The organism is Chitinophaga sp. SVR4-12A, assembly GCF_056754765.1.
Window position 1 is genome coordinate 1,395,405 of sequence record NZ_JBPGWP010000001.1, and the last position, 23,512, is coordinate 1,418,916.

General features: G+C 51.1%; 20 protein-coding genes. 11 read left to right on the forward strand and 9 right to left on the reverse strand.

All coding sequences use genetic code 11. The features are described 5' to 3' along the window. Window positions 1–38: 38 nt before the first annotated feature. Entirely contained in the window at window positions 39–608 is a 570-nt protein-coding gene (locus tag ACR9Y8_RS05610; protein ID WP_481212256.1) for an RNA polymerase sigma factor, read from the forward strand. Window positions 609–619: 11 nt separating this feature from the next. After that, window positions 620–973 (forward strand): anti-sigma factor family protein, encoded by a 354-nt coding sequence (locus tag ACR9Y8_RS05615; protein ID WP_481212257.1) that lies wholly within the window; start codon window positions 620–622, stop codon window positions 971–973. A 131-nt stretch (window positions 974–1,104) separates the two neighbouring features. Here the strand turns inward: ACR9Y8_RS05615 and ACR9Y8_RS05620 are convergent, their stop codons facing one another. Together ACR9Y8_RS05620 and clpB are read right to left on the reverse strand one after the other, a co-directional pair. Then, the gene (locus ACR9Y8_RS05620; RefSeq protein ID WP_481212258.1) at window positions 1,105–1,584 is read right to left on the reverse strand and encodes a nucleoside deaminase; all 480 of its coding nucleotides are present in this window, start codon (window positions 1,582–1,584) and stop codon (window positions 1,105–1,107) included. A 99-nt stretch (window positions 1,585–1,683) separates the two neighbouring features. Then, complete coding sequence (gene clpB, locus ACR9Y8_RS05625; RefSeq protein WP_481212259.1) at window positions 1,684–4,305, reverse strand: ATP-dependent chaperone ClpB; 2,622 nt, start codon at window positions 4,303–4,305, stop codon at window positions 1,684–1,686. Between the two features lie 359 nt (window positions 4,306–4,664). Here clpB and ACR9Y8_RS05630 point away from each other — a divergent pair, with 359 nt between their 5' ends. From ACR9Y8_RS05630 to ACR9Y8_RS05640, 3 genes are all read left to right on the forward strand, one after another. After that, the gene (locus ACR9Y8_RS05630; RefSeq protein ID WP_481212260.1) at window positions 4,665–5,933 is read left to right on the forward strand and encodes a DUF937 domain-containing protein; all 1,269 of its coding nucleotides are present in this window, start codon (window positions 4,665–4,667) and stop codon (window positions 5,931–5,933) included. A gap of 20 nt (window positions 5,934–5,953) precedes the next feature. Further along, a complete protein-coding gene (locus tag ACR9Y8_RS05635) occupies window positions 5,954–6,379 on the forward strand; it encodes a helix-turn-helix domain-containing protein (RefSeq protein WP_481212261.1) in 426 nt (141 codons plus the stop codon). Window positions 6,380–6,452: 73 nt separating this feature from the next. Then, entirely contained in the window at window positions 6,453–7,217 is a 765-nt protein-coding gene (locus tag ACR9Y8_RS05640; RefSeq protein ID WP_481212262.1) for an SDR family NAD(P)-dependent oxidoreductase, read from the forward strand. A gap of 88 nt (window positions 7,218–7,305) precedes the next feature. Here the strand turns inward: ACR9Y8_RS05640 and ACR9Y8_RS05645 are convergent, their stop codons facing one another. Both ACR9Y8_RS05645 and ACR9Y8_RS05650 read right to left on the reverse strand, forming a co-directional pair. Continuing rightward, window positions 7,306–9,213: a DUF3857 domain-containing protein gene (locus ACR9Y8_RS05645; RefSeq protein WP_481212263.1), complete on the reverse strand. Its 1,908-nt coding sequence runs from the start codon at window positions 9,211–9,213 to the stop codon at window positions 7,306–7,308. A gap of 7 nt (window positions 9,214–9,220) precedes the next feature. Then, on the reverse strand, window positions 9,221–11,233 hold the full coding sequence (locus tag ACR9Y8_RS05650) for a transglutaminase domain-containing protein (RefSeq protein ID WP_481212264.1): 2,013 nt from the start codon (window positions 11,231–11,233) through the stop codon (window positions 9,221–9,223). A 103-nt stretch (window positions 11,234–11,336) separates the two neighbouring features. Here ACR9Y8_RS05650 and queG point away from each other — a divergent pair, with 103 nt between their 5' ends. From queG to ACR9Y8_RS05680, 6 genes are all read left to right on the forward strand, one after another. Then, window positions 11,337–12,260, forward strand: coding sequence for a tRNA epoxyqueuosine(34) reductase QueG (gene queG / locus ACR9Y8_RS05655; RefSeq protein WP_481212265.1), 924 nt, complete (start codon window positions 11,337–11,339; stop codon window positions 12,258–12,260). A gap of 222 nt (window positions 12,261–12,482) precedes the next feature. Further along, entirely contained in the window at window positions 12,483–13,025 is a 543-nt protein-coding gene (locus ACR9Y8_RS05660) for an RBBP9/YdeN family alpha/beta hydrolase (RefSeq protein ID WP_481212266.1), read from the forward strand. Between the two features lie 70 nt (window positions 13,026–13,095). Next, window positions 13,096–13,371, forward strand: a complete 276-nt coding sequence (locus ACR9Y8_RS05665) for an ArsR/SmtB family transcription factor (protein WP_481212267.1) — start codon at window positions 13,096–13,098, stop codon at window positions 13,369–13,371. 130 nt (window positions 13,372–13,501) lie between these two features. After that, window positions 13,502–14,575 carry an efflux RND transporter periplasmic adaptor subunit gene (locus ACR9Y8_RS05670; protein ID WP_481212268.1) on the forward strand — a complete coding sequence of 358 codons (1,074 nt, stop codon included), beginning with the start codon at window positions 13,502–13,504 and terminating at the stop codon, window positions 14,573–14,575. Window positions 14,576–14,701: 126 nt separating this feature from the next. Then, entirely contained in the window at window positions 14,702–17,833 is a 3,132-nt protein-coding gene (locus ACR9Y8_RS05675) for an efflux RND transporter permease subunit (RefSeq protein WP_481212269.1), read from the forward strand. Between the two features lie 157 nt (window positions 17,834–17,990). Beyond that, a complete protein-coding gene (locus ACR9Y8_RS05680) occupies window positions 17,991–19,331 on the forward strand; it encodes a TolC family protein (protein ID WP_481212270.1) in 1,341 nt (446 codons plus the stop codon). 176 nt (window positions 19,332–19,507) lie between these two features. Here the strand turns inward: ACR9Y8_RS05680 and ACR9Y8_RS05685 are convergent, their stop codons facing one another. The 5 genes from ACR9Y8_RS05685 to ACR9Y8_RS05705 are packed head-to-tail and all read right to left on the reverse strand — an operon-like array spanning window position 19,508 to window position 23,381. Continuing rightward, window positions 19,508–19,978, reverse strand: a complete 471-nt coding sequence (locus ACR9Y8_RS05685; RefSeq protein ID WP_481212271.1) for a hypothetical protein — start codon at window positions 19,976–19,978, stop codon at window positions 19,508–19,510. Window positions 19,979–19,982: 4 nt separating this feature from the next. Then, complete coding sequence (locus tag ACR9Y8_RS05690) at window positions 19,983–20,711, reverse strand: L-arabinose isomerase family protein (RefSeq protein WP_481212272.1); 729 nt, start codon at window positions 20,709–20,711, stop codon at window positions 19,983–19,985. Beyond that, the gene (locus tag ACR9Y8_RS05695) at window positions 20,683–21,012 is read right to left on the reverse strand and encodes a hypothetical protein (protein WP_481212273.1); all 330 of its coding nucleotides are present in this window, start codon (window positions 21,010–21,012) and stop codon (window positions 20,683–20,685) included. The genes ACR9Y8_RS05690 and ACR9Y8_RS05695 overlap by 29 nt, the downstream gene beginning before the upstream one ends. 24 nt (window positions 21,013–21,036) lie before the next feature. After that, window positions 21,037–21,738 carry an L-ribulose-5-phosphate 4-epimerase gene (locus ACR9Y8_RS05700; RefSeq protein WP_481212274.1) on the reverse strand — a complete coding sequence of 234 codons (702 nt, stop codon included), beginning with the start codon at window positions 21,736–21,738 and terminating at the stop codon, window positions 21,037–21,039. After that, window positions 21,735–23,381 carry a ribulokinase gene (locus ACR9Y8_RS05705; protein WP_481212275.1) on the reverse strand — a complete coding sequence of 549 codons (1,647 nt, stop codon included), beginning with the start codon at window positions 23,379–23,381 and terminating at the stop codon, window positions 21,735–21,737. Before ACR9Y8_RS05705 ends, ACR9Y8_RS05700 begins: the two co-directional genes overlap by 4 nt. Between the last annotated feature and the right edge of the window lie 131 nt (window positions 23,382–23,512).

Sequence of the window (23,512 nt, forward strand, 5' to 3'; positions counted from 1 at the left end):
CTTTGTTCATCTATTTGATAAGCATTCTTACTTAACCTGTGAATAACAACCTGCCACTAACTGACGAAGATTTATTACGGCGATACAAGACGGACGGGAATAGTGAATGGATCGGCATCCTGTTTGACCGTTATGCTGTACTGCTGCTGGGTATGTGCATGAAATACCTGAAAAATGAAGAGGACGCCAGAGACAGCGTACAGCAGGTATTCCTCAAAGTACTGTCAGAGGTCAATAAACACGAAGTACAGTTCTTCAGGGCCTGGATCTACCAGGTAGCCAAAAACCATTGCCTGATGCAGCTGCGCCAGAAACATACACGGTACCAGGAGGAAATAACGGACAAGCATATGCCAGGCACGGCAGCGCAGGAAGACACTGCAGGGTACGTTGAGAAAGACCAGCAGCTGGAGAATATGGAGCATGCACTGGAAATGCTGAACAAAGAACAACAAACCTGTGTGAGGCTCTTCTACCTGTCAAAGCAGTCGTATCAGCAGATAGCCGCCCAGACAGGCTACAGCCTGCTGCAGGTAAAAAGCTATATACAGAACGGAAAACGTAACCTGAAACATTTGCTGGAAAAGCAACCAACCCATAAACGTTAATTTGAAATATTGTGAAAGCGGATCTTAACGAAATATTTGTAAGTACCAGGCAATGTCCCGGGCAGCAACAGCTGCTGGATTATATACAAGGGCGGCTCAGCCCGCAAGAGCAGCATGAAGTAGAGAGACATATGGCGGATTGTGAGCTTTGCAGCGACGCGCTCGAAGGACTGGCGGCCATCGACCAGAAAGAACGTATACCCTACTGGGTTAGAGAAATGAAATGGGACCTGTTACGCAAGCTGCGGAGAAGAAACAGGCGCAGAAGGCCGGCGGATTATTATATACAGCTGGTGCTGATCGTGCTGGCGGTGTTGTTTTTGTTGCTGGCGGGGTATTGGACCATGTATTTTGTGATTAAATAGTTTGAGGTTTGACGTTTGAGGTTTGAGGTTTGTTAGAGGTTGGAGGTTGAAGACAAGTAATTTGCCTGAAGCAGATAGCTGGACTTCTAACTTTAAACGAACTTCAGACCTCAAACTTCAAACCTCAAACTTTAGTAAAGTGTCTTATCCCCTTTTTCTTTCCACTCCCTGAACACCTGCAGCGCACCGGCATCAGAGAAAGAGATAAAGGGGATCTTTTTATCGCTGTGCGGCACGGCTATTTCCTTGTAAATGAATGAATCGTCAAAGCCGATAGCTGCTGCATCATCTTTGGTGTTGGCAAAATACACCCGCTGTGGCCTTGCCCAGTAGATAGCGCCCAGGCACATGGGACAGGGCTCGCAGGAGGTAAAGATCTCACAGTCATGTAACTGGAAAGTGCCCAGCTGTTTGCAGGCATCCCGGATAGCCACCACTTCTGCATGCGCCGTAGGATCATTGAGCAGCAACACCTGGTTCCAGCCCCTGCCTACCACTTCCTCTCCTTTTACCACTATTGAGCCAAAGGGGCCGCCGTCGCCGTTCTCCATTCCCTTCCTGGATAAGTCGACTGCCATTTGCATGAACCGTTTTTCTCTTTCACCTATCATAATTGATCTGTTTGATCCAAATTTAAATAAAAAACCCGGGCGATGAGTCGCCCGGGTATTACCTGTAACTGTATATTGTCTTATTTTCTATGCAATCGTTTAATGCTGGCCGTTACCGTTGTTCCTGATCACCACTACGCCGTCAAACACGTCTACCAGTACCGGCTTCGTTTTATCGATCTCGCCTGACAGGATCTTCTTGCTTAAGAGGTTTACGATCTCTTTCTGGATCAGGCGTTTCAGCGGACGGGCGCCAAACTGCGGGTCATAGCCCTGTACCGCCAGGTATTCCAGCGCATAATCGGAGAACTGCAGGCTGATACCACCGTTGCGGGCTACCAGCTCTTTCAGCTGTTCCAGCTGGATGTTGATGATACCTTTGATCTCCTGGCGCATCAGCGGCTGGAACATGATCACTTCATCCACCCGGTTGAGGAACTCAGGCCGTATGGTTTGCTTCAGGAGGTTGAGCACTTCTTCACGGGTACTCTCTACTACTTCCTCGCGGTTCTTATCATTGATCTTTTCGAAGTTCTCCTGTATAATATGGCTGCCCATATTGCTGGTCATGATGATGATGGTGTTCTTGAAGTTCACCACCCGCCCCTTGTTATCGGTGAGGCGTCCATCGTCCAGCACCTGCAGCAGGATGTTGAAAGTATCCGGGTGCGCTTTCTCTATTTCGTCGAGCAGCACTACAGAGTAAGGCTTGCGCCGTACGGCCTCTGTAAGCTGACCGCCTTCTTCGTATCCCACATAGCCCGGAGGTGCGCCTACCAGGCGGCTCACGGCGTGTTTCTCCTGGTATTCGCTCATGTCTATGCGTGTCATCATTCTGTCGTCGTCAAACAGGTATTCTGCCAGCGCTTTGGCCAGCTCTGTTTTACCAACGCCGGTAGTTCCGAGGAAAATGAAAGAGCCTATCGGGCGTTTGGGATCCTGCAGGCCTGCGCGGCTGCGGCGGATCGCATCTGCCACGGCGATGATCGCTTCTTCCTGTCCGACTACGCGTTTGTGCAATTCATCTTCCAGGTGGATCAGCTTATCGCGCTCGCTTTGCATCATGCGGGTCACCGGTATGCCGGTGGCCTTGGCTACGCTTTCTGCAATGTCTTCTGCGTCTACTTCTTCTTTCAGGAGGCGTTTGTGGTTATCAGACAGCTTGTTCAGCTCTTCTGTGGATGTAGCCACCTGCTCTTCCTGTTCTTTGATCTTGCCGTAGCGGATCTCTGCCACCTTACCATAATCACCGTTACGTTCTGCCTGTTCAGCTTCCTGTTTCAGGTTCTCGATGGCGGCTTTTGCATTCTGTATTTTGTCTACGATCTCTTTCTCCTGCTGCCATTTAGCTTTAAAGGTGTTCCTTTCTTCACTCAGCCGTGCTATTTCCGCATTCAGTTCTGACAGTTTGATTTCGTCGTTCTCCCGTTTGATCGCTTCACGTTCTATTTCCAGCTGGCGGATCCTTCTTTCCAGTTCGTCTAATTCTTCCGGCATGGAGTTCATTTCCAGGCGCAGCTTGGCCGCGCTTTCATCTATCAGGTCTATGGCTTTGTCGGGCAGGAAACGGTCGGTGATATAGCGATGTGACAGCTCCACTGCGGCAATGATCGCTTCATCCTTTATACGCACATGGTGATGGCTTTCGTAGCGTTCCTTCAAACCTCTCAATATAGAGATGGCGTCTTCCACGGTAGGCTCGTCCACCATTACCCGCTGGAAGCGGCGTTCCAGCGCTTTATCTTTCTCAAAATATTTCTGGTATTCTGTCAGCGTGGTGGCGCCGATAGCACGCAGCTCACCGCGGGCCAGCGCAGGCTTCAGGATGTTGGCGGCGTCCATGGCGCCTTCCATAGCGCCGGCGCCTATCAGGGTATGGATCTCATCGATGAACAGGATGATCTGTCCTTCGCTTTCGGATACTTCCTTCACCACTGATTTCAATCTTTCTTCAAACTCACCGCGATACTTGGCGCCGGCCATCAAAGCGCCCATATCCAGGGCGTAGATGATCTTACTGCGCAGGTTATCGGGCACGTCGCCGTTGATGATACGGTGACCCAGGCCTTCAACGATGGCTGTTTTACCTACACCCGGCTCACCTACCAGGATAGGGTTGTTCTTGGAACGGCGGGAAAGAATGTGGAGGGTTCTCCTGATCTCTTCATCGCGGCCGATCACGGGGTCCAGCTTACCAGCCCTCGCCAGCTCGTTCAGGTTCTTGGCGTACTTCTGCAGCGCGTTGTATTGGGTGTCTGCTGTTTGTGAGTTAACGGTATTGCCTTTACGCAATTCCCTGATGGCTGCTTTCAGGCCTTTTTCCGTTAAACCGGCGTCCTTCAGTAGTTTGGCGGTATCATCGCTGCCGCCCAGAATACCGAGGAGCAGGTGCTCCACGCTCACGAATTCGTCTTTAAATTCCTGGATGGCGGCGCCTGCACGCAGCAGGGCATTATTCGCCTCCCGGCTTAAGGTTTGTCCGGGCTCAGTGCCGCCGGATACCTTGGGGTACCTGTTCAGTTGTTCATCCAGCTTGCCTGAGATGAAGCCAACATTCACATCATTCTTCTTCAACAGATATTCTATGGCGTTGTCGTCATCATCCAGCAAAGCTTTCAGGAGGTGCCCGGATTCGATGGCCTGTTGCTGGTTATTGAATGCCAGTTGTTGGGCCTTTTGCAAGGTTTCCTGAGATTTGATGGTAAAATTGTTGAGATTCATTATTGTAAAATTTCTCCTTTTAAGTTGATTTGTTTACCGGCCTGCTCATTTGCACATTACCAGGATCATTGCAAGCCGGTAAACTGGTATGAGTATTAACAAAAGGCGATCCAAGCTTGTTGACCAGTTATTTTGACAGGTTTAAAGAGAACGTGCTGCTCTTTTTTCAGTTTTATAAGCGCCTGACTGTTAATTTTTCAGGAAAAACTATTTTAAACAAATCTGATATAGCGGTGTTTTAAAAGTTAGCTATTAGCTGCTGACTCCTGGCTATCAGCAAAGGAGCTGGCTGGCAAGCGCTAGGGGCTAATGGCCAAAAGCTAATAGCTCAATTTGTTCACCTCTAAAATCAGCAGCTCATGTCTTTTGACTTACTAAACACCGTTAAGGGGCTTTTCACCAATGATGTTATTTCCCAGGCTGCCGCGCGGCTGGGCGAGAGCGAGCAGGGCGTTCAAAAGGCGGTTAACAGCATTATACCTACAATACTCACCGGCCTTTTATATAAAGCCGGGCCGCAGGGCGAGGCCAATGGGGCGCTCAATATTGCAAGAGAGGCCGTTGGCGCCAATTCCACGTCTACCATCCTCAGCTCATTGCAAAGCGGAACAGATAGCTGGGTAAGCAGGGGAATGGAATGGCTGCAAAGCCTGTTTGGCACTAAAGTAAGTACCGTGGTGGGCGCTGTCTCCACTTATGCAGGGATAAAAGCCGCATCTGCCAATGCCCTGCTGAATGCGGCCACACCAGCCGCGCTCGGCGTAGCAGGCGAATATGCCGCTGATGAGAACCTGACCGGCGTGGATTTCCTGGCCTACCTGAATAGCCAGAGGGACAGGATACTGGAAGCAGTGCCTTCCGGTTTTAACCTGGCCGGTCTGCTGGGATTGGGAAGCCTTTCAGAACTGGGCAGGCGGCTATCCGGCTTAACGGGGCATGGCGCAAGAACAGCGGATGTTGGCCGTGCGGCCAGGCGCTCTGCGGGAAGTAGCCGCTGGATCTGGTCACTGCTGCTAATATTGGTGGCCATTATCCTGCTATGGTACCTGGCCAGGGGTTGCGGAGGCAGCCGCACCACAGAATCTGTTACCGATACAGTAGCAACCGATAGCATGATGGATACGGCGGTAGCACAGGTGGCTACCCCCAGCGCCGAACCTGCCCGCGAAAGCATCAAGGTGACGCTGCCCGACAGCGTAACCCTGGACGCTTACAGGGGAGGCATTGAAGACCAGCTGGTGGCCTTCCTGAAAGACGACAGCAAAAAGGCAGGGAAAGACGTGTGGTTCGATTTTGATAACCTGAATTTCAAGACCGGCAGCGCTGAACTAACGGAGGACAGCCGGCAGCAGGTAAACAATATTGCCGCCATCCTGAAAGCTTTCCCTAAAACCAAAATTAAAATAGGCGGGTATACTGACCGTTCGGGCGACAGCCTGGCTAATCTACAGTTATCCCAGGCCAGGGCAGACACGGTGCTGGCGTCCCTGAAAAAGCTGAATACCGCTGAACGGCAGCTGCAGGGAGCGGAAGGCTATGGCTCCAAATTCGCGAAGGCGGCCGCTACGGCGCCTGATGAGGAGAGAAGAAAGGACCGCCATATTGCTGTGAGTGTACGGGAGAAATGATAACTTTATGAAAAAAAGAGATGGGCGCATCCAAACTCCCTAAGAAGATACTGGCAAGGCAGCAGGAGATCACTGCTGCCTTCCTCTTGCATGTTGATCAGCACCTGGATGACATCCTCAGCGGAAAGGCGGCAGATATGTTCGAGATCAGGGACTTTGCCGCGCTGCAATTCATACACCCCACCCATTTGAGCAATACCATTAAGCTCAGCACCGGTAAATCGCCTTGTGATTTCGTGGAAGCCAAGATCATGGATATTAGCCGGGCCCTGCTGCGGGACACCCATCAGCCGGTAGCCGAAATAGCGGCCAGGCTTACTTACGATCCTTCCAATTTCACCAAGTTCTTCAAACGTTTTGCCGGCCTCACGCCTAAACAGTACCGGGAACAGTGCTGGCAGCAAGCCCATGCTCCGGCCGAAAAAACGGAAATAGTCACCATTTAATCTGAAGTAGTCACCATCATTGTGCGGGCGTTCTGTCGCAATTTTGTGCCATCACTTTTAAACATTACAAGTTATGGCAGCTAAGAACAAAATTGCCTTGGTAACCGGCGGCAGCCGCGGATTAGGAAAAAATGCGGCGCTGCGTATTGCAGAGAAAGGATTTGACGTCATCATTGCTTACCGGGCTAACCGGAAAGAAGCGGAAGAAGTAGTTGCGACCATTAACGGAATAGGCAGGCAGGCGGCCGCTATTCAGCTGGATGTAGCTGATATCGCATCGTTTGATCGTTTTATTGCGCAACTGTCTCAATTGTTGCAGGATAAGTGGGGAACCGGTCAGTTTGACTTCCTGGTGAACAATGCTGGGATCAACCGTCCTTCTTTAATTCCTGAAACCCAGGAAGCAGCATTTGATGAGTTGCTGAATGTGCATTTCAAAGGCGTGTATTTTCTTACGCAGAAGGCTTTACCGTTGATAGCGGACCATGGCCGTATCATTAATCTTTCTACCGGGCTGGCACGGTTTGTTACACCGGGATATGCGGCGTATGCTGCTATGAAGGGTGCGATCGAGGTGTTTACGCGTTACCTGGCGAAAGAAACAGGCAGCAGAGGGATTACTGCGAATGTAGTAGCGCCGGGGATCATTAAGACCGATTTTACCAGTGAGGCATTTAATTCACATGAGGGCTTTGAGGATATGATCGCAGGGCATATTGCGTTGGGACGTGCAGGAGTACCGGAGGATATAGGCGGTGTGATAGCGTTCCTGTGTACGGAAGATGCGAGGTGGATAACGGCGCAAAGGATTGAGGTATCGGGGGGAATGTTGTTGTAAAGAGCCTCAAGCTGTTAGCTCCAAGCTACAAGCCGTAAGCCGTAAACTACAAGCTGCAAGACGAGTACTTGCAGCTTGTAGCTTGTAGCTATTCTTTCTTCACCAACACTACCCGGCATCTGTCCGCTTTATAAATATCATCATAGAACTTTTCCAGTTCTCCAATGGTATTGGCGGGATAATCGCCGGCGTTGTGCTGTGTGGTACGTATATAGATAACCGTGTTATCCTTTACAGTGATGGCAGAAGTATAAGTACCGAAACGCGTGCTCAGTGTTGTTCCTTTTGGTATAGATTCCGGCGTGTATCCTGCAGGCAGGGTAATGTTGACGGTATCTTCATCTCTGAAGGAAAAAGGCAGATGAATAACAGAACGGCGCGCTGTTTCCGTGGCGATACGCGACCTGGATTTGGCCAGGATATTGGGCTCCAGGAACATGCGCTTGCCGCTGGTACTGGCATAGTTGCGGGCGGTCAGCGAAAGCTGCTCCCGGATGGCGGGAATGGCGCCTTCCTCTTCTTCGTAATCATACTGTGCTACGTCGTAGCTGGGCAGGGAAAGAGACGTGCGGATCCATTCCATGATCTTCTCTTTTGACTGGGAGTGAAAACGCATCATCAGGCCATCCTGCTGTTCGCCGGTAGAAAGTGTATGCACCTTTGTCTGCAGGTTGCCCTCAGGGGTAAGCTGCGCGTCTATACGGCGGAGCTGCAGGTTTTGCTCTGCCTTGTAATACGGCGTATGCACCAGCTTTCCGCCCTGTTCAGTCACCAGCAGTACGGGCCTGTTGGCAGTGGCGCCGCTGAGATAGCCGGGCTGCAGATACTGGCTGGTACACTCTAACCAGGTAGTATCTTTACCCTGGGGCACACAAAGGATCATGTGATTAAACTGGTTGGAAGAAAAGGTCTCGTCAAAATCAGTTTCTCCCTGCCCTGCGAATACGAGGGCGCAATGCGAGGGAATCCCCGCTTCTTTCAGCAGGGAATACATATAGTTAGCGAGCGCCTTACAGTCGCCGTAACCTTTGCTGGCGACATAAGCAGCGTCAAATGTTTGCCAGCCGCCAATGCCCAGCTGCACGCTCACATAGCGGGTGTTCTGCTGCAGGTAGCGGTACAGGCGTTTGATCTTCTCTGCAGGATTGCTTACTCCATCCGTAAGCTGATGTACGGCTTGTTTCACTGTTTCCGGCAGCTGGTCGCGGCCCTGGTTCAAGGTATACATGAACTTTCCATAGTCTTCCCAGGTGTTCAGCTTACCCTTGTAACGCTCCATCTCAAACTCGCTGGGCGAGAAGCGGATACAGGCGGTGCGCCGCCACCACGCAGGCGAAAAGGTTTCATCTGGCGGCGCTGTCATATTCTTTGCCTCCCAGGTGTAGGTACGCAGGTCTTTTTCTGTGCTTACCTGCGGAGCGCCGGAATAATTGTACTGCTGGTACCTGAGCTGGTAGTTCTGCGGAACGGTGACCACCATACGGCTTTGTTCCACCGCCATATCGGAGCCCGACTGAGGCAGCCAGTAAGGGAATATGAAAGTGCAGTTATAGCGCATCTCAACTTCATACTCCACCGTGTATGGATACACGTTATATTTGAAGCTATGTCGTTTTAGCCGGTCGTCTGTTGCCAGCGAAAAGCCGTCGCTACTGGCCAGGTCTTCTATATCAGACTGCTTCAGCTTCTTAACGGTTTTACCGAAAGCGTCATACAATACCCCCCTGATGGAACGGATCTCGCGCAGCTTATCATAGCCTGCAGTGAGCTCCGCCTCCTCATCACCGTGGGCGTCGAGCACAGTGATCACATAGTGTTCTGTAAGGCGGGCTTCTCCGTCGCCTGTCAGCCTGAAATTGATCTCTTCCCAGCGTTTTACGGTATGGGCGCTGGCTTTCAGTTCAGCGGGAATTGTTAATGCCGGGTATACGGGATCTCCTGCGAATGCTGTTCCCGTGAGCATTAACAGGCATAAGACGTTTAATAGTCTGTACATCGTATAATTACTTTTTCTTTTTGAGTACGATCTGTTCTCCCTGCTTCTTCACAATCATATCAAAAAAGTCGCGCAGCGTAGCATATTCCTCTGGTGGGAAATTAGCTTTGTTCAGCTTGATGCGGGAGCGGAACTGGATGATGTTCTCTGTTCTGGCGATCATATACTGGAACAGGCCTTCATCTTCATTGTATTTTACCAGGGTGGATTTAGGGAGTTCCTCCACGTCATAGCCTTCCGGGATCTCCATGTTCAGGGTATAGATCTCATCCACCGTGCTAGGCATTTCTACCGGGTACTTACGATCAAGGGATTTAAAGGGATTGGTCTTGGTGGCCTCGCTGAACATAGGGTTCAGGTATACCATGTCTTCACCATTGGTCTCGTATTCAAAATCATATTTCACCATTACAGGTCCTTCGAGGCTGTCGAGATCAGTGATGGCGGTATTGCTTACTTTCGAAAACACTTTTTCCAGCGGTTTGAAGTATTCTTCCTTTCCTTTGTCCTTTACCTGGCCACGGAGCGCGTAAGATTCGAAGTAAGTGGGGCGCTGCTGGAGGGAACCTTTCAGCACACCGTTCTCCGGCCGCAGGATGATGGAGGTCAGCTTTTGTTCGAGGAGTGAATCTGCATCAAACTGCACAGGTGTAACGTCTTCATCGAGAATACGTGCATGACCGTTATAGCAGGAAGCATGCAGCTTATCAAATCCCAGCGGATAGGAGGCATCCAGGAAATGTACCCGGTCGCCTGTGCTTACTTCAGCAATCGTATAGTTAAAGCGGTTGATCATCGGGTACAGGGGGTTGGCAAAGCCGTGACCGCGTGTACTGAGGATCACCGGGTAAGCGTTGAGCCCTGCCTTACGCAGCATTGCCACCAGCACCATGTTGATCTCTGAAACATTACCGCTCTTGCTGTTGAACACTGTTTTGAGCGGTTTATCCATACCCAGGCTGGAATGGTCTGTACAGGAATAGTTGTTGCGCACATAATAATAGATCCTTCTGGCCTTTTCTTCGTCTGATGCAGCGCCGGCGGTGATCGTTTCTACCTCGTCTCCCATAAAGCCGTTGTTCTTGCCGAGCGCAATACCATATGACTCATCCTTCATCAACAGCTCTCTCAGCTTAGGCCAGGTGGTCATCACCGGTTCTACCGGCTGACCAGGAAATTTACGGGCCGATTGCTGGAATTCTATACGGGTAATGTGGTTGGCAATACTGGTAGTGAAATTCTCATCCTTCAGGGCAGGTACATCTTTGGCTACCCAGCGGTACATACTTACGTTAGCGCCAACGGTTTGTGATTCTGTAGCGCCGGTTTTGGTACCATAAGCCCCTTCCTGTTCAAAGCGGAACGTAAAGCTTTTACGCACATCCTCCCGCGTTTTGGATTCGAATTTATGGTAACCCTGTGCAATAAAGATGTAATCGAAGAACTCGGGGATGCCAACGGTATATTCGCTCCACAGCGCGGGATATTCTCCCTGGAAATTCCAGGCCCGCAGGTATTGCGTGGAGGGGGAATAAATCGTATAGGAATACTCAATAATGGAGCCTTCCTTTACTGCAGGCAACGTAAACTTTTTACGGATCACGTCCTCATCCAGGTTCTCTGTAAAGATGCTTTTGCTCTCCAGCTCTGTTTCTACCACCTTTCCGTTCTCCAGGTTATAGGTGGATGCCTTAAGATTGGATACCTTGTCTTCCCGGTTGCTGCCGTATTTGTACAGGTACAGTTCTTCTGTAGCGGCATCGTAACCTGTTTTGTCCAGTATTTTCACGCGGCGGTGCCGTTTGTACACCAGCCTGAAATAGCTCTGCTCCGCTTCAAACTCTGAAGAGCCGATGTCGGCCAATATTACGGCATGTGCGCCGGTGTCCAGATCATAACTGGTTTTCTGAAAATCTTCGGGGGATATTTTTCCGAATCTGATCTTGTTTTTCTCCTGTGCTGTGCCCAATACGGTTAACAAACAGCCGGCCAGGATCATGACCTTTGTTTTAATTTGCATATAGCTAGGGATATAATGACAGAATACGGGGGCGAAAGTAGGATTTTTCTGCTAAACCCGGTATGGCACGAAATAGTTACATGATTCGTAACTTGCGGCCGGAATGACGCCTACGGAGAAAAATACCGCCTTTATCAAGCAGGCTGCCGCCGCCCTGGGATTTGACCACTGCGGCATTGCCCGCGCTGTGCAGCTGGACGAGGATGCCCGGCGGCTGGAACAATGGCTGCACAAGGGTATGCACGGCACCATGCGATACATGGAGAATTATTTTGACAAGCGTATAGACCCCCGTAAACTGGTAGACAATGCGCAGTCTGTGATCACGCTGCTGTTAAACTACTACCCTGCGGAACAGCAAAGGCCAGACGCTCCCAAGGTGGCTAAATACGCCTATGGGCAGGACTATCACGAGGTGATCCGTTCGAAACTCAATACCCTGCTGCTGCAGATGAAAGAAAACATCGGCGAGGTGAACGGGCGCGGGTTTGTTGACTCAGCTCCCGTGCTGGAACGCAGCTGGGCGCAGCGCAGCGGATTGGGATGGATCGGTAAGAACGGCAACCTGATACATAAACAGGCGGGCTCGTTCTTTTTTATCGCTACACTGATCACTGATCTGCCACTGGAATATGACGCGCCTACAGGTGATTATTGCGGCAGCTGTACCCGCTGCCTGGATGCCTGTCCAACCGGTGCGCTGGTACAACCGGGTGTGGTAGACGGCAGCCGTTGTATCTCTTATTATACGATCGAGCTGAAAGAGATGCTGATCCCGGAAAACATGCAGGGCAAGTTTGAGCACTGGATGTTTGGTTGCGATATCTGCCAGGATGTATGCCCATGGAACCGTTTTTCAAAGCCGCATTCCACCATAGAATTCACGCCTGTACCAGCGATCCTGAACTTCAGCACAAGCGACTGGGAGGAGCTTACAGAAGATGCTTTCAAAGAAATATTCCGTCATTCACCGCTTAAAAGATCAAAGTTTAGCGGCATTCAACGTAATTTGAAGTTTATTGGTTAATATGTTACATTTGTATAAGATGACATACCTGCAGCAGTCGCTATCCCACTTCTCTATCTGCAAAGTCTGACATTGTAACTAAAAATATTTTGCTAAGATCTTATGGACCTGAGTGCCATAACGTGGAATTTTTAGCATTAAAAAGGCCGAATTCCTTCGGCCTTTCTCTTTACCGCTCTTTTGCGTACATTGTATATCCATGTTCAAATATCCACGCTAACTATGGAGATTAAAGTTCTGACTGCCCCGGGGCTGGGCAGTTCTGGTCCGTCACACTGGCAAACGATCTGGGAGCAGGAACCCGGCATTTTACGAATAGAGCAGCAAAACTGGGATGCGCCTGTATGTGCAGAGTGGGTGGCTGCCATTGAAGCATCCATTGCGGAAGCAGGGCCACAGGTAGTAGTGGTGGCCCATAGCCTGGCTTGCATTGCACTGGTGCACTGGGCGGCAAAAACCAAATTGCATATCAGGGGCGCCTTACTCGTAGCGCCTGCCGATGCAGAACGTCCTTCTTTCCCTGCTGCAGCAAAGGGCTTTTCTCCTATTCCTTTGCAGGCGCTTCCTTTTAAAAGCATTGTAGTAGGCAGTACAAATGACGGTTATACCACGATGGAGCGCACGAAGTTCTTTGCCCAGGCATGGGGCAGCCGCTTCGTGAATACGGGCCCTAAGGGACATATCAACGCCGAATCGGGCTTAGGTGACTGGCCGGAAGGCAAGAAATTGTTAAAAGAGTTGCTGCACGACTGGCATACGCTGTGAGCATGTGGATAACTTATTTTATTCTTGTACTTTTGCAGGATCGGAGGCTTATAGCTAAAATAGTATTACCATGGACACAAAGAAAGTAGAAAAGATCTCTAAAGCCCTGGCAGATCCAAACCGCTTATTGATACTCAAAGAATTGAGAAAGAGCCAGGATTGTTTGTACTGTTCTGACGTGTATGAATTTATCGATCTCACGCAGCCCTCCATCTCCCATCATCTTAAACAATTGACTGACGCAGAGCTGGTTATTTCAGTAAAGGAAGGACGACAGGTGAAGTATAGACTGAACAGCAAAATGCTGGACCAGTACGTGGAATTTTTACAGGCTTTAAAAAGCTGACAGTTTTTTTACAGTCGACATATCGAAACATTTCTATTAATCAATAGCTTTGTACCTGGAATAAACTTTGAAGGTTCTTCAGGTTTATACCTATCGAAAGATTTCAATGATTCAATAAACATGTTCCCTTATGCAACGATTATTATTAACACTAAGATCCAGTACCCACCTGCTGCTCTTGTCTTCCCTGTTTGTAATTATACTACAGGCCTGCGCCAGTAAGGCCAATGAAAAGGAGGCGCCCGTTACCGCCGCTGCTCCTGCGGGCGTTCCGGCAGACGGCCATATTGTAAAGCCCAGCTCTTTCAGTGATGACCTGCAGATCACCGGCTCGCTGGTAGCCAACCAGGAAGTAAGCATTGTGAGCGAGCTGCCCCGGAAAGTGGTACAGGTACATGTAAAAGAAGGCAATGTAGTGGCCGCGGGCACCCTGTTGTTCCAGCTCGATGATGCCGACCTGCAGGCACAAATGGAAAGACTGCGGCAGCAGGAAAAACTGGCCGCCCTCAACGAGGCCAGGCTGAAAGACCTGATTGAGCATGACGCTGCCGTACAACAGGATTATGACCAGGCCATCACCAACCTGAAAGTACTGGAGGCCGAAATCCGCCAGCTGCAGGTGACTATCAGCAAAACACGCATCCGCGCGCCTTTTAATGGCCGCATCGGTATTATCCATGCTTATCCCGGCGCGCTGGTATCTGCCAATACGGTGCTGACCAATATTGTGGACGACAGCCGTATCAAAGTGGAATTTGCCGTACCTGAAAAGTATGCGCACCTGATACCGCTGGATAAGGACCAGGTATTTACCGTAGCATCGGACACGGCACAATATCATGCCACCATCGTTGCCAAAGAGGCTACTATGAATGAGCAGACCCGCACGCTGCTGGTAAGGGGCATTACGCCCAATGCAAAGCATACGCTGGTGCCCGGACAAAGCGCCCGGCTGAACCTGGCCCTGCGCACTGCAGACAACGCGCTGAAGATACCCAGCCAGGCGCTGATGCCATCATCAGACGGTTATGCGGTGTATGTTACCAAGAACAAGACCGTTCAGATCACGCCTGTGCAGATCGGCCAGCGTGGCGCTCATGATGTTCAGATATTAAAAGGATTGAGTGCAGGCGATACCGTGATTACCAGCAACCTGCTGCGCCTCACACCCGGCGCCGCTGTAGAACTGGTGAGTGTTAAGTAAAAAGTAAAAAAGAAAAAAGAAAAAACGAAGCGACCATCAGGACTTCGCCATTTATCACTGCTCTTCACTTTTAGCTTTTTACATCTCTGCACTTTTTGATTTCTCATTTTTAATTTTTTCTTTTTTATGAGTGCTATTTCTCAAATGAGCATCTCCAGGCCTGTATTGGCTGGGGTGATGTCTGTACTGCTCATCCTTTTCGGTATCGTAGGATATACGTTCCTGGGCACACGGGAGTACCCCGTTACAGATTCGCCTATCGTTACTGTTACGACGGTATACCCGGGCGCGAGCGCCGATATCATTGCCTCGCAGGTAACTAAACCACTGGAAGAGGCGATCGCAGAAGCCAACGGCATCCGCGCCATGTCTTCTGTTTCCCGCGAACAGGTGAGCGTGATCACCGTTGAATTCAACCTGAACGCCGACCTGGAAGCAGCTGCCAACGATGTACGCGATAAAGTATCGAAATCAAGGCAGCAGCTGCCTACGGATATCGAGCCTACCATCGTTGAAAAATCAGGCCCTCCGGAGTTCCTGGTGTTCCTTACCGTAAAGAGCGCCACCAAGAGCCTGGAAGATATTACCGACTTTGTAAACATCAATATTAAAGAGCGTTTACAATCTATCCCCGGCGTGCGCATCGTAGACTCCTATGCGGGCCGTAAACGCGCCATGCGCCTGCGTATGGACCCTGTGAAGCTGGCGGCTTACGGGCTCACGCCTTCAGATATACAGACTGCCTTGCAGCGTGAGAACGTGGACCTGCCCAGTGGTCGTATAGAAGGCCAGAATACCGAAGTTACCCTGCGCACACAAGGGCGGCTGGTAACGGAAGAAGATTTCAATAACATGATCGTTAGTCAGAAGGATGGCGCCATCGTGAGGTTCAAAGACGTAGGCACGGCTGTTATGTCCTCTCAGAACGAGAGAACGGCTATGATAGAAGTAGAAGGCAAGACCGCCCTGTACGGCGTAGGCACAGGCGTTCAGCCGCAACGCGGCGCCAATTCCCTGGCTATTGTGGATGAGTTCAAAAAGCGTTTCGATGAGATTGTGAAAACGGCCCCGAAAGAGTATATCATTTCTCTGGGTAAAGACTTTACCGTACCGGTGCGCAACTCTTTATCGGAAGTGGAAGAAACGCTGATTATCGCATTCGGGCTGGTTACGCTGATCATCTTTATATTTCTGCGCGACTGGCGAAGCACGCTGATCCCTATTGTAGCCATACCTGTATCCATTATATCGGCCTTCTTCATCATGTACATCGGTGATTTCTCCATCAATGTGCTGACGCTGTTAGGCCTCGTACTGGCCATCGGGCTGGTGGTGGACGACGCCATCGTGGTACTGGAGAACATTTATAGTAAAGTGGAGCAGGGCATGCACCCGCTGGAGGCCGCCAGGAAGGGATCCAATGAGATCTACTTTGCGGTGATCTCCACCACCATCACACTGGCCGCTGTGTTCCTACCCATACTGTTCCTGGGAGGAATCACCGGGCGGCTCTTCAAGGAGTTTGCGATCGTGGTAGCCGGTTCTGTACTGGTGTCTGCATTCGTGGCCCTTACCTTGTCTCCCATGATGAGCGCTTACCTGCTGAAAGCCGGCGCCACGCACGGCTGGTTATACCGTAAAACAGAGCCCTGGTTTGAGGCGCTGAATAACGGTTACGCACGTTCGCTGAAATGGTTCTTTAAATGGAGATGGCTGGGTTTTGCCTTATTGCTGCTCTCCTTTGGTATCGCTTACGTGCTGCTGCCCAAGCTACCCTCTGAGCTGGCGCCACTGGAAGACCGCTCTATGATAGGCCTGGCGGTAATTGCACCGGAAGGCACTTCTTACGAGAGCATGAACGAGACCATGAAGGAGATCGCCAACTATGTAGCCGACTCCATTCCCGACCTGAACGGCAGCCGCACCTATGCGGGTATCGCCGCCAGCGTGGGTACCCTGGTACAACCGGTGAACGGCGGCTTCCAGTGGATCTTCCTGGAAGATCCGAAAAACCGTAAGAGCAAGCTATCGCAACAGCAGGTGTACCAGAAACTGATGGGCGCTGTAGGCAGGTTCCGCAATGTGCTCTGTATTCCCATCCAGATACCAACCATTGGCGGTTTCGCCACCACCCAGCCCATCCAGTATGTGATACAGGCGCCTGACCTGCAGCAGCTGATCAAGGTGATGCCCCAACTGATGGGAGAAGTGTACAAGAGCAGTAAGCTGAGCTTCCAGGATCCTGACTTTAAAGTGAACCGCCCGGAGATCGGCATTTCGATTGACCGTCAGCGTGCCGCACAACTGGGGATCTCCACACAGGAGATTGGCCGTACGCTGCAGCTGGCCCTGAGCGGAAGGCGTTACGGGTACTTCATTTACAACGACCGCCAGTATGAGGTGATCGGGCAGCTGGACCGTGAAGAAAGGGCTGCGCCGGAGAACCTGCGTTCCCTCTTTGTGAAAACCGCCAGCAATGAAATGGTGTCGCTGGACAACCTCGTGTCTTTGAAAGAAGGTATCAGTCCGCCCGCTATTTACCGTTACAACCAGGCCTATAGTGTGACCATCTCTGCCACTCCGCCTCCCGGTGTAAGCCTGGGCGAAGCGATCAAGGAGCTGGATAATATCACAGCCAAAGTATTGCCGAAAGGCTTTAGCACCGACCTCGCCGGACAAAGCCGCGACTTTGCGGAAAGCAGCTCCAGCCTTGTGTTTGCGTTCATCTTCGCGATCATATTGATCTACCTGGTATTGGCTGCGCAGTTTGAAAGCCTGATAGATCCGTTCATTATCCTGCTGACTGTGCCGATGGCGGTAACAGGCGCGCTGTTAAGCCTCTGGTTCACCGGGCAATCTGTGAACATCTTCAGCGAGATCGGTATCATCATGCTGATCGGTTTGATCACGAAGAACGGGATCCTTATCGTGGAATTTGCGAACCATAATAAAAAGGAAGGGCTCAGCGTGCGGGAGGCCGTGATATCGGCCGCTGTATCGCGGTTCAGGCCCATATTAATGACAACACTGGCTATGATCTTCGGTGCATTGCCGATTGCGCTTTCGCTGGGCAATTCATCCGGCAGCCGTACTTCTTTGGGCATTGTAGTAGTAGGAGGCCTGATCTTCGCCGGTGTGCTGACATTATATGTGATCCCTTCCGTTTATTCTTATTTCTCCAGGCCTGCTAAACAAAAGCAGGCTGACATTAACGGATCGCATGTGAAACAATTAGTTGCGGAGCATACGGAGGCGTAAGGTTTGAGGTTTGAAGTTTGAGGTTTGAGGTTCGTTAAAAGCTAGAGGTTACTGCTACATATAAGATAGCCTGATTTGAACATCAAACCTTCAACGAACCTCAAACCTCAAACTTCAAACCTCAAACTTCAAAACCTTTAAACTTTTAATTCTTTTTATGATAAATAAAAGATCCATAGCATATAGCAGCCTCCTGGCCGTATCCCTGCTGTTGAAGGGCTTGAGCGGCCATGGGCAGGCGCTTGACCTGTCGCTACAGGATGCTGTGTCGTTAGCAATAAAACATAACCGTACTTTAAAATCATCCGGTATAGATATAGCGATCGCGCAGGAACAGCGGAGAGTGGCCAAAAGCCTCTCCCTGCCTGTTGCGAGCCTGGGGGGCCAGTATGCGCACTATTTCGAGCTGCCTGTGTTCTTTGGCTTTGGCGAGACCACTGACAAGAATAAGATCCCTTATGGCCGGTTTGGCGGAAGGGACCAGGTGTCTGCTACCCTGGCCGTTTCGCAGCCACTCTACAATCCCGCGGCCAAACCGGCGCAGCGGGAGGCCGCCTTACAAGAGAAGGCCAGCCGCGCCAGCTATACTTTTAAGGAGATAGATATCACTGCCGCTGTAAAGCGCACTTACCTGGGCCTGCTGGTGTTGAACGAGCGGCTGAAGCTGCAGCATGAAAGCCTGCAGCGTAATGAGAAAGCGTTGCAAGATGCGCGATCATTACTGGCACAAGGCCGTGCGCTCAGGGTAGACACATTGCGTGCATTCACTTCCGTTAAGAACCTGGAGCCGGATATTCTGCGGCTAACCAAGGCAATTGATGTGGGCAAGCTGCAGCTGGTGACCCTTATCGGCGTGGATTCACTGCAGGCGGTAACGCTGACGGATACACTGTCCCACCCGGAGCAGGGAGCGATCCCGCAGGAAAGTGCGCTGTATGAGGAAGCACGCAGCAACCGCCAGGACCTGCAGCAGCTGCGCCTGAACCAGCAGATCAGTGAAGCCGGTATTGACCTGGCCAAAGCCAGACGGCTACCGGTGGTATCACTGGTGGGGCAATACCAGCTGCAAAGCCAGGCCCGGAATTTTAAATTCTTTGATGCTTCCTGGCCCGGCGCGTCCTTTGCAGGTGCGCAGGTAACGGTGCCGCTATTCAGCGGTAACAGCAACCTGGCAAAGATTAAACAGGCGAAGCTGAGCTATCAGCAATCCGGTATTGATCTCACAGATGCTTATGAACAGCTGAAAACGGAAGTAAGACAAGTGATCGCCAACCTGCAGGAAACATTTGAGCGGGTGAAGACGCAGGCGCAGGTGAAGGAAACGGCCCGTCAAAGCTATGACATCATACAGTACCGCTACCAGAAAGGAGTTGCTTCGCGGCTGGAATTAACGGATGCAGAGCTGGCGCTGACAACCGCACAACTGAACTACCTGGAAGCCGTATACGATTATCTGACAGCAAGTATAGAACTGGATAGAACCAGAGGGAAACAGTAACAGGAGTTTATGTGTTTAGTGTTTATGTAGCGAGGGCCGGAGTCGTCCGGCCTTTTTTAAATAGATAAGCAAAAGGCAAAATAAAAAGGCCGGAGGAATCCGGCCTTTTGTTATTCCACGTCATCAATGGCTGATTAATCAGCAACAAAGTTTACTATTATGATAATTCAGTTTGATCATTTATTGTTCAGTTGGTAATATACTTCATTCCAACGCAGTTCGTTGCGAAATTGGTGCAATTTTGTTTCATTGTCAATACGCACATATTCAATGCCAGCCATATCCGCAAAATCCTGCATATGCGCTGCCGTTAGATGCTGACTGTAGCAGGTATGGTGGGCGCCACCGGCATAGATCCAGGCTGCGCAGGCTGTGCCCATATCGGGCAGTGGCTTCCACAACACGCGGGCTACCGGTAATTTAGGCAGCTCATGCTGTGGTTTAACGGCCTGTACCTCATTTACCAGCAGGCGGAAGCGGTTACCCATATCAATTACAGATGCATTAATGGCAGGGCCAGCCGCTACGTTGAACACCAGCCTCACGGGGTCGGCCTTGCCGCCTATACCCAGGGGATGCACTTCGCAGGAAGGCTTACCGTCTGCAATAGAAGCACATATTTCGAGCATGTGCGCACCCAGCACCATACGATTATCCGGGTCGAAAATGGTAAGTATAGTCTTCCATAAACGAGGTGCCGCCGGGGAGGCCGCTACCCATTACTTTCATTGCACGTACCAGGGCGGCTGTTTTCCAGTCGCCTTCACCACCGAAGCCGTAGCCATCTGCCATCAGGCGCTGCACGGCAATACCCGGCAGTTGATCGAGGCCATGGAGGTCTTCGAATGTATCAGTAAATCCTTTAAAGTTACCTTCTTCCAGGAAAGCACGCAAGCCTAATTCTATCCGCGCAGCAGTTTTAAGAGAATTATAACCATTTGCTCCTTTGTGGAGGGATGGCGCCAGCTGATAAGAATCAGCGTATTCTTCTGTAAGGCGCACTACTTCGGCATCGCTGATGGCGTTCACTTTGGCTACTACGTCGCCTATGCCGTAACCGTTCACAGCATAACCGAAGCGCAGCTCTGCCTCTACCTTATCTCCTTCTGTAACGGCTACCTGGCGCATGTTGTCGCCTATCCGGGCAAAGCGGGCGCCCTGCCAGTCGTACCAGCCAGCGGCAGCGCGTAACCAGGTCTCCAGCTCATTCAGTACGCCTTTTTCCTGCCAGTGTCCTACTACTACTTTGCGGTCCTGGCGCATACGGGACTGGATGAAACCGAACTCACGGTCGCCATGGGCTGACTGGTTCAGGTTCATAAAGTCCATATCAATATCCGACCATGGAATATCACGATTGAACTGTGTATGTAAATGCAATAAAGGTCGTTGCAACACTTTTTAATCCACCGATCCACATTTTAGCGGGAGAGAAAGTGTGCATCCAGGCTATAACGCCGATACAGTTGGGGGTGGTATTGGCTTCCTGGCAAATGCGATAAATTTCTTCCGGCGTTTTCACAACGGGCTTGAATACGATACGAACGGGAATGTTGGGGGCTGCGTCCAGCGAAGCGGCGATGGTTTGGGCATGCGCTGCCACCTGCTTCAAGGTCTCCTCTCCGTAGAGATGCTGGCTTCCGGTAATGAACCAAGCTTCTAGTGTCTTAAGTTGTATCATTCAGTTTAGATTATATGGTACATGTTAACATCCCTGGCCATAGTAGGCGCCGGGACCGTGTTTACGCTCAAAATGCTTTTGGATCAGTGTCGGCTTCAGCCTGGGCGCCTGCGGATTGATCTGTTCCGTGAGCAGGGCCATACGGGCTACTTCTTCAAGTACCGCCGCATTGTATACTGCCTTTTCCGCTGTTTTGCCCCAGGTAAAGGGGGCGTGATTGCCTACCAGGATCATTTCCACTTCCTTATAGGACAGCTTGCGTTCCTTAAAGCAGTTGATGATCTGGAAGCCGGTCTGGTGCTCATAATCCCCAATGATCATCTCATCGCTCATCGGCGGCGCACAGGGCACGTCTGTAGTCAGGTGATCGGCATGTGTGGTACCGAAGATGGGAATATCGCGCTGCGCCTGTGCCCATGCGGTAGCATAGGTGGAATGTGTGTGCACGATCCCTCCTATCTCCCAGTGTTTATATAACACTGCATGCGTTTTTGTATCTGATGAAGGACGACCATTGTCTTCCACTATTTTGGCGTCGAAGTCTACCACCACGATCTTATCGGGGGTAAGCTCGTCGTAGGGCACGCCGCTGGGCTTGATCGCAAATACGCCTGCTTTATGGTCTGCCACGCTTACGTTGCCGAAGGTGAACAGTACCAGGCCTAATTTAGGCAGCTGCATATTTGCTTCATACGCCTGTTCTTTTATGGTTTTATACTGGCTCATGCGTATAACTTTTCTGTGAATGCGCCCAGTTCGAGGAACTTCGGATAACGTTTAGCATAGTGTGCCACCTGTTCGGGCCTGGGATGCCAGCTGGTTTCAAAGCCGGATGACATGGCTGTTTGCGCTGCTGCCACATCGGGATGGATGCCCGCACAAACTGCGGCAAACATGGCTGCGCCCAATGCACAGGCATGTTCACTGCGCACTATTTTAATAGGACGGTTCAGCACATCTGCCAGGACCTGCATGGCGTATCCTGATTTCTTGGCTACGCCGCCAAGGGCCAGTACTTCATGAATAGGCACGCCTTCTTTTACAAAGCGTTCTACTATGCTGCGGGCGCCAAAGGCCGTTGCTTCTACCAGGGCCCTGAACAGCTGTACCGCATCTATGCCCAGGTGCAGGCCTACTACGGAGCTTTTCAGCGTATGGTTGGCATCCGGTGTACGGCGGCCGTTGAACCAGTCCAGCACCAGGGGATCCTGCTCTTTCAGGGGTAGTTGCTGTGCCTGTTCTGCCAGGTAGCCCAGCAGCTTGCTTTCTACTGCCGCCAGCTGTTCTGCATCATCTTTCATCAAGGCATACAAGGGCTGCATGATCAGCTTACGCAGCCAGGCGTATACGTCGCCATATGCTGACTGTCCAGCTTCCAGGCCCAGCATGCCAGGCACTACAGAGCCGTCGACCTGGCCGCAGATACCTTTTACGAAGAGATGACCTGCTTCTTCCATGGGAGCCATGAGAATATCGCAGGTGGAAGTGCCGATCACGCGGCAAAGGGCGTAAGGCTGTATGCCCGCTCCTACGGCGCCCATATGCGCGTCGAAGGCGCCGGTGCCGATCACGGTATCTGCAGGGATACCCAGGCGCGCTGCCCATTCGGGGCTGATAGTGCCCGCAGACACAGTAGCCACCACGGTATCGCTGAACATATTTTCGTATTTGCGCAGACAGGGATGCAGTTTTTCTAGGAAGTCTGCCGGGGGCAGGCCGTTCCATGCTTCATGCCACATGGCTTTATGGCCGGCGGCGCAGCGGCTGCGTGGCAGGGAGGCCACTTCGTTATGGCCGGTGAGCACGCCGGGGATCCAGTCGCAATGCTCTACCCAGGAAACGGCGTTCTCCCTGACGGCTGCATCTGTTTTGACAATGTGCAGGATCTTGGCCCAGAACCATTCGCTGCTATAGATGCCGCCGCAATATTTGGTATAATCTATTCCGTTTGCGTGTGCTACTTCATTGATCAGTGCCGCCTCTTCATTGGAAGTGTGGTCTTTCCAGAGAACGAACATGGCGTTGGGGTTCTCTTCAAAGCCGGGCAACAAAGCCAGCGGGGTACCCTGCTCATTCACGGCTACCGGTGTAGAGCCGGTGGTATCCACTGATATGCCTTTTACCAGTGCAGCTGTACCGGGAGGGCATTGCTGCAGGGCGCCTTTAATACTTTCTTCCAGCCCTTCGAGGTAATCCAGGGGGTGTTGGCGGTATTGCTGCAGGGCTGCATCGCAGTACAAGCCCTGTTTCCAGCGGGCGTAGTAATGAACGGCGCTGCCTGCCTCCTGGCCTGTAGTGGCGTTCACTACGAGGGACCGTACTGAGTCTGTACCAAAATCCACTCCTATTACAAAGACGTCTTTTTTCATAACGATGTGCTAAGTGCTGTATTTATTGTCGTGGTGACATTTATAAAACAGTTGTCAGTTGTAAGTCGTCAGTTGTAAGTAATGAGCGCGAACGCTACTCCGATCAAATACCAATAACTAACGACTGATGA

Coding starts and splice junctions, on each gene's coding strand:
- queG (WP_481212265.1), top strand. CDS start 11,337: ATGACGCCTACGGAGAAAAATACCGCCTTTATCAAGCAGGCTGCCGCC.
- ACR9Y8_RS05635 (WP_481212261.1), top strand. CDS start 5,954: ATGGGCGCATCCAAACTCCCTAAGAAGATACTGGCAAGGCAGCAGGAG.
- ACR9Y8_RS05670 (WP_481212268.1), top strand. CDS start 13,502: ATGCAACGATTATTATTAACACTAAGATCCAGTACCCACCTGCTGCTC.
- ACR9Y8_RS05700 (WP_481212274.1), bottom strand. CDS start 21,738: ATGAGCCAGTATAAAACCATAAAAGAACAGGCGTATGAAGCAAATATG.
- ACR9Y8_RS05695 (WP_481212273.1), bottom strand. CDS start 21,012: ATGATACAACTTAAGACACTAGAAGCTTGGTTCATTACCGGAAGCCAG.
- ACR9Y8_RS05680 (WP_481212270.1), top strand. CDS start 17,991: ATGATAAATAAAAGATCCATAGCATATAGCAGCCTCCTGGCCGTATCC.
- ACR9Y8_RS05620 (WP_481212258.1), bottom strand. CDS start 1,584: ATGATAGGTGAAAGAGAAAAACGGTTCATGCAAATGGCAGTCGACTTA.
- ACR9Y8_RS05675 (WP_481212269.1), top strand. CDS start 14,702: ATGAGTGCTATTTCTCAAATGAGCATCTCCAGGCCTGTATTGGCTGGG.
- ACR9Y8_RS05665 (WP_481212267.1), top strand. CDS start 13,096: ATGGACACAAAGAAAGTAGAAAAGATCTCTAAAGCCCTGGCAGATCCA.
- ACR9Y8_RS05630 (WP_481212260.1), top strand. CDS start 4,665: ATGTCTTTTGACTTACTAAACACCGTTAAGGGGCTTTTCACCAATGAT.
- ACR9Y8_RS05640 (WP_481212262.1), top strand. CDS start 6,453: ATGGCAGCTAAGAACAAAATTGCCTTGGTAACCGGCGGCAGCCGCGGA.
- ACR9Y8_RS05660 (WP_481212266.1), top strand. CDS start 12,483: ATGGAGATTAAAGTTCTGACTGCCCCGGGGCTGGGCAGTTCTGGTCCG.
- ACR9Y8_RS05685 (WP_481212271.1), bottom strand. CDS start 19,978: ATGGTGCTGGGTGCGCACATGCTCGAAATATGTGCTTCTATTGCAGAC.
- ACR9Y8_RS05705 (WP_481212275.1), bottom strand. CDS start 23,381: ATGAAAAAAGACGTCTTTGTAATAGGAGTGGATTTTGGTACAGACTCA.
- ACR9Y8_RS05645 (WP_481212263.1), bottom strand. CDS start 9,213: ATGTACAGACTATTAAACGTCTTATGCCTGTTAATGCTCACGGGAACA.
- ACR9Y8_RS05650 (WP_481212264.1), bottom strand. CDS start 11,233: ATGCAAATTAAAACAAAGGTCATGATCCTGGCCGGCTGTTTGTTAACC.
- clpB (WP_481212259.1), bottom strand. CDS start 4,305: ATGAATCTCAACAATTTTACCATCAAATCTCAGGAAACCTTGCAAAAG.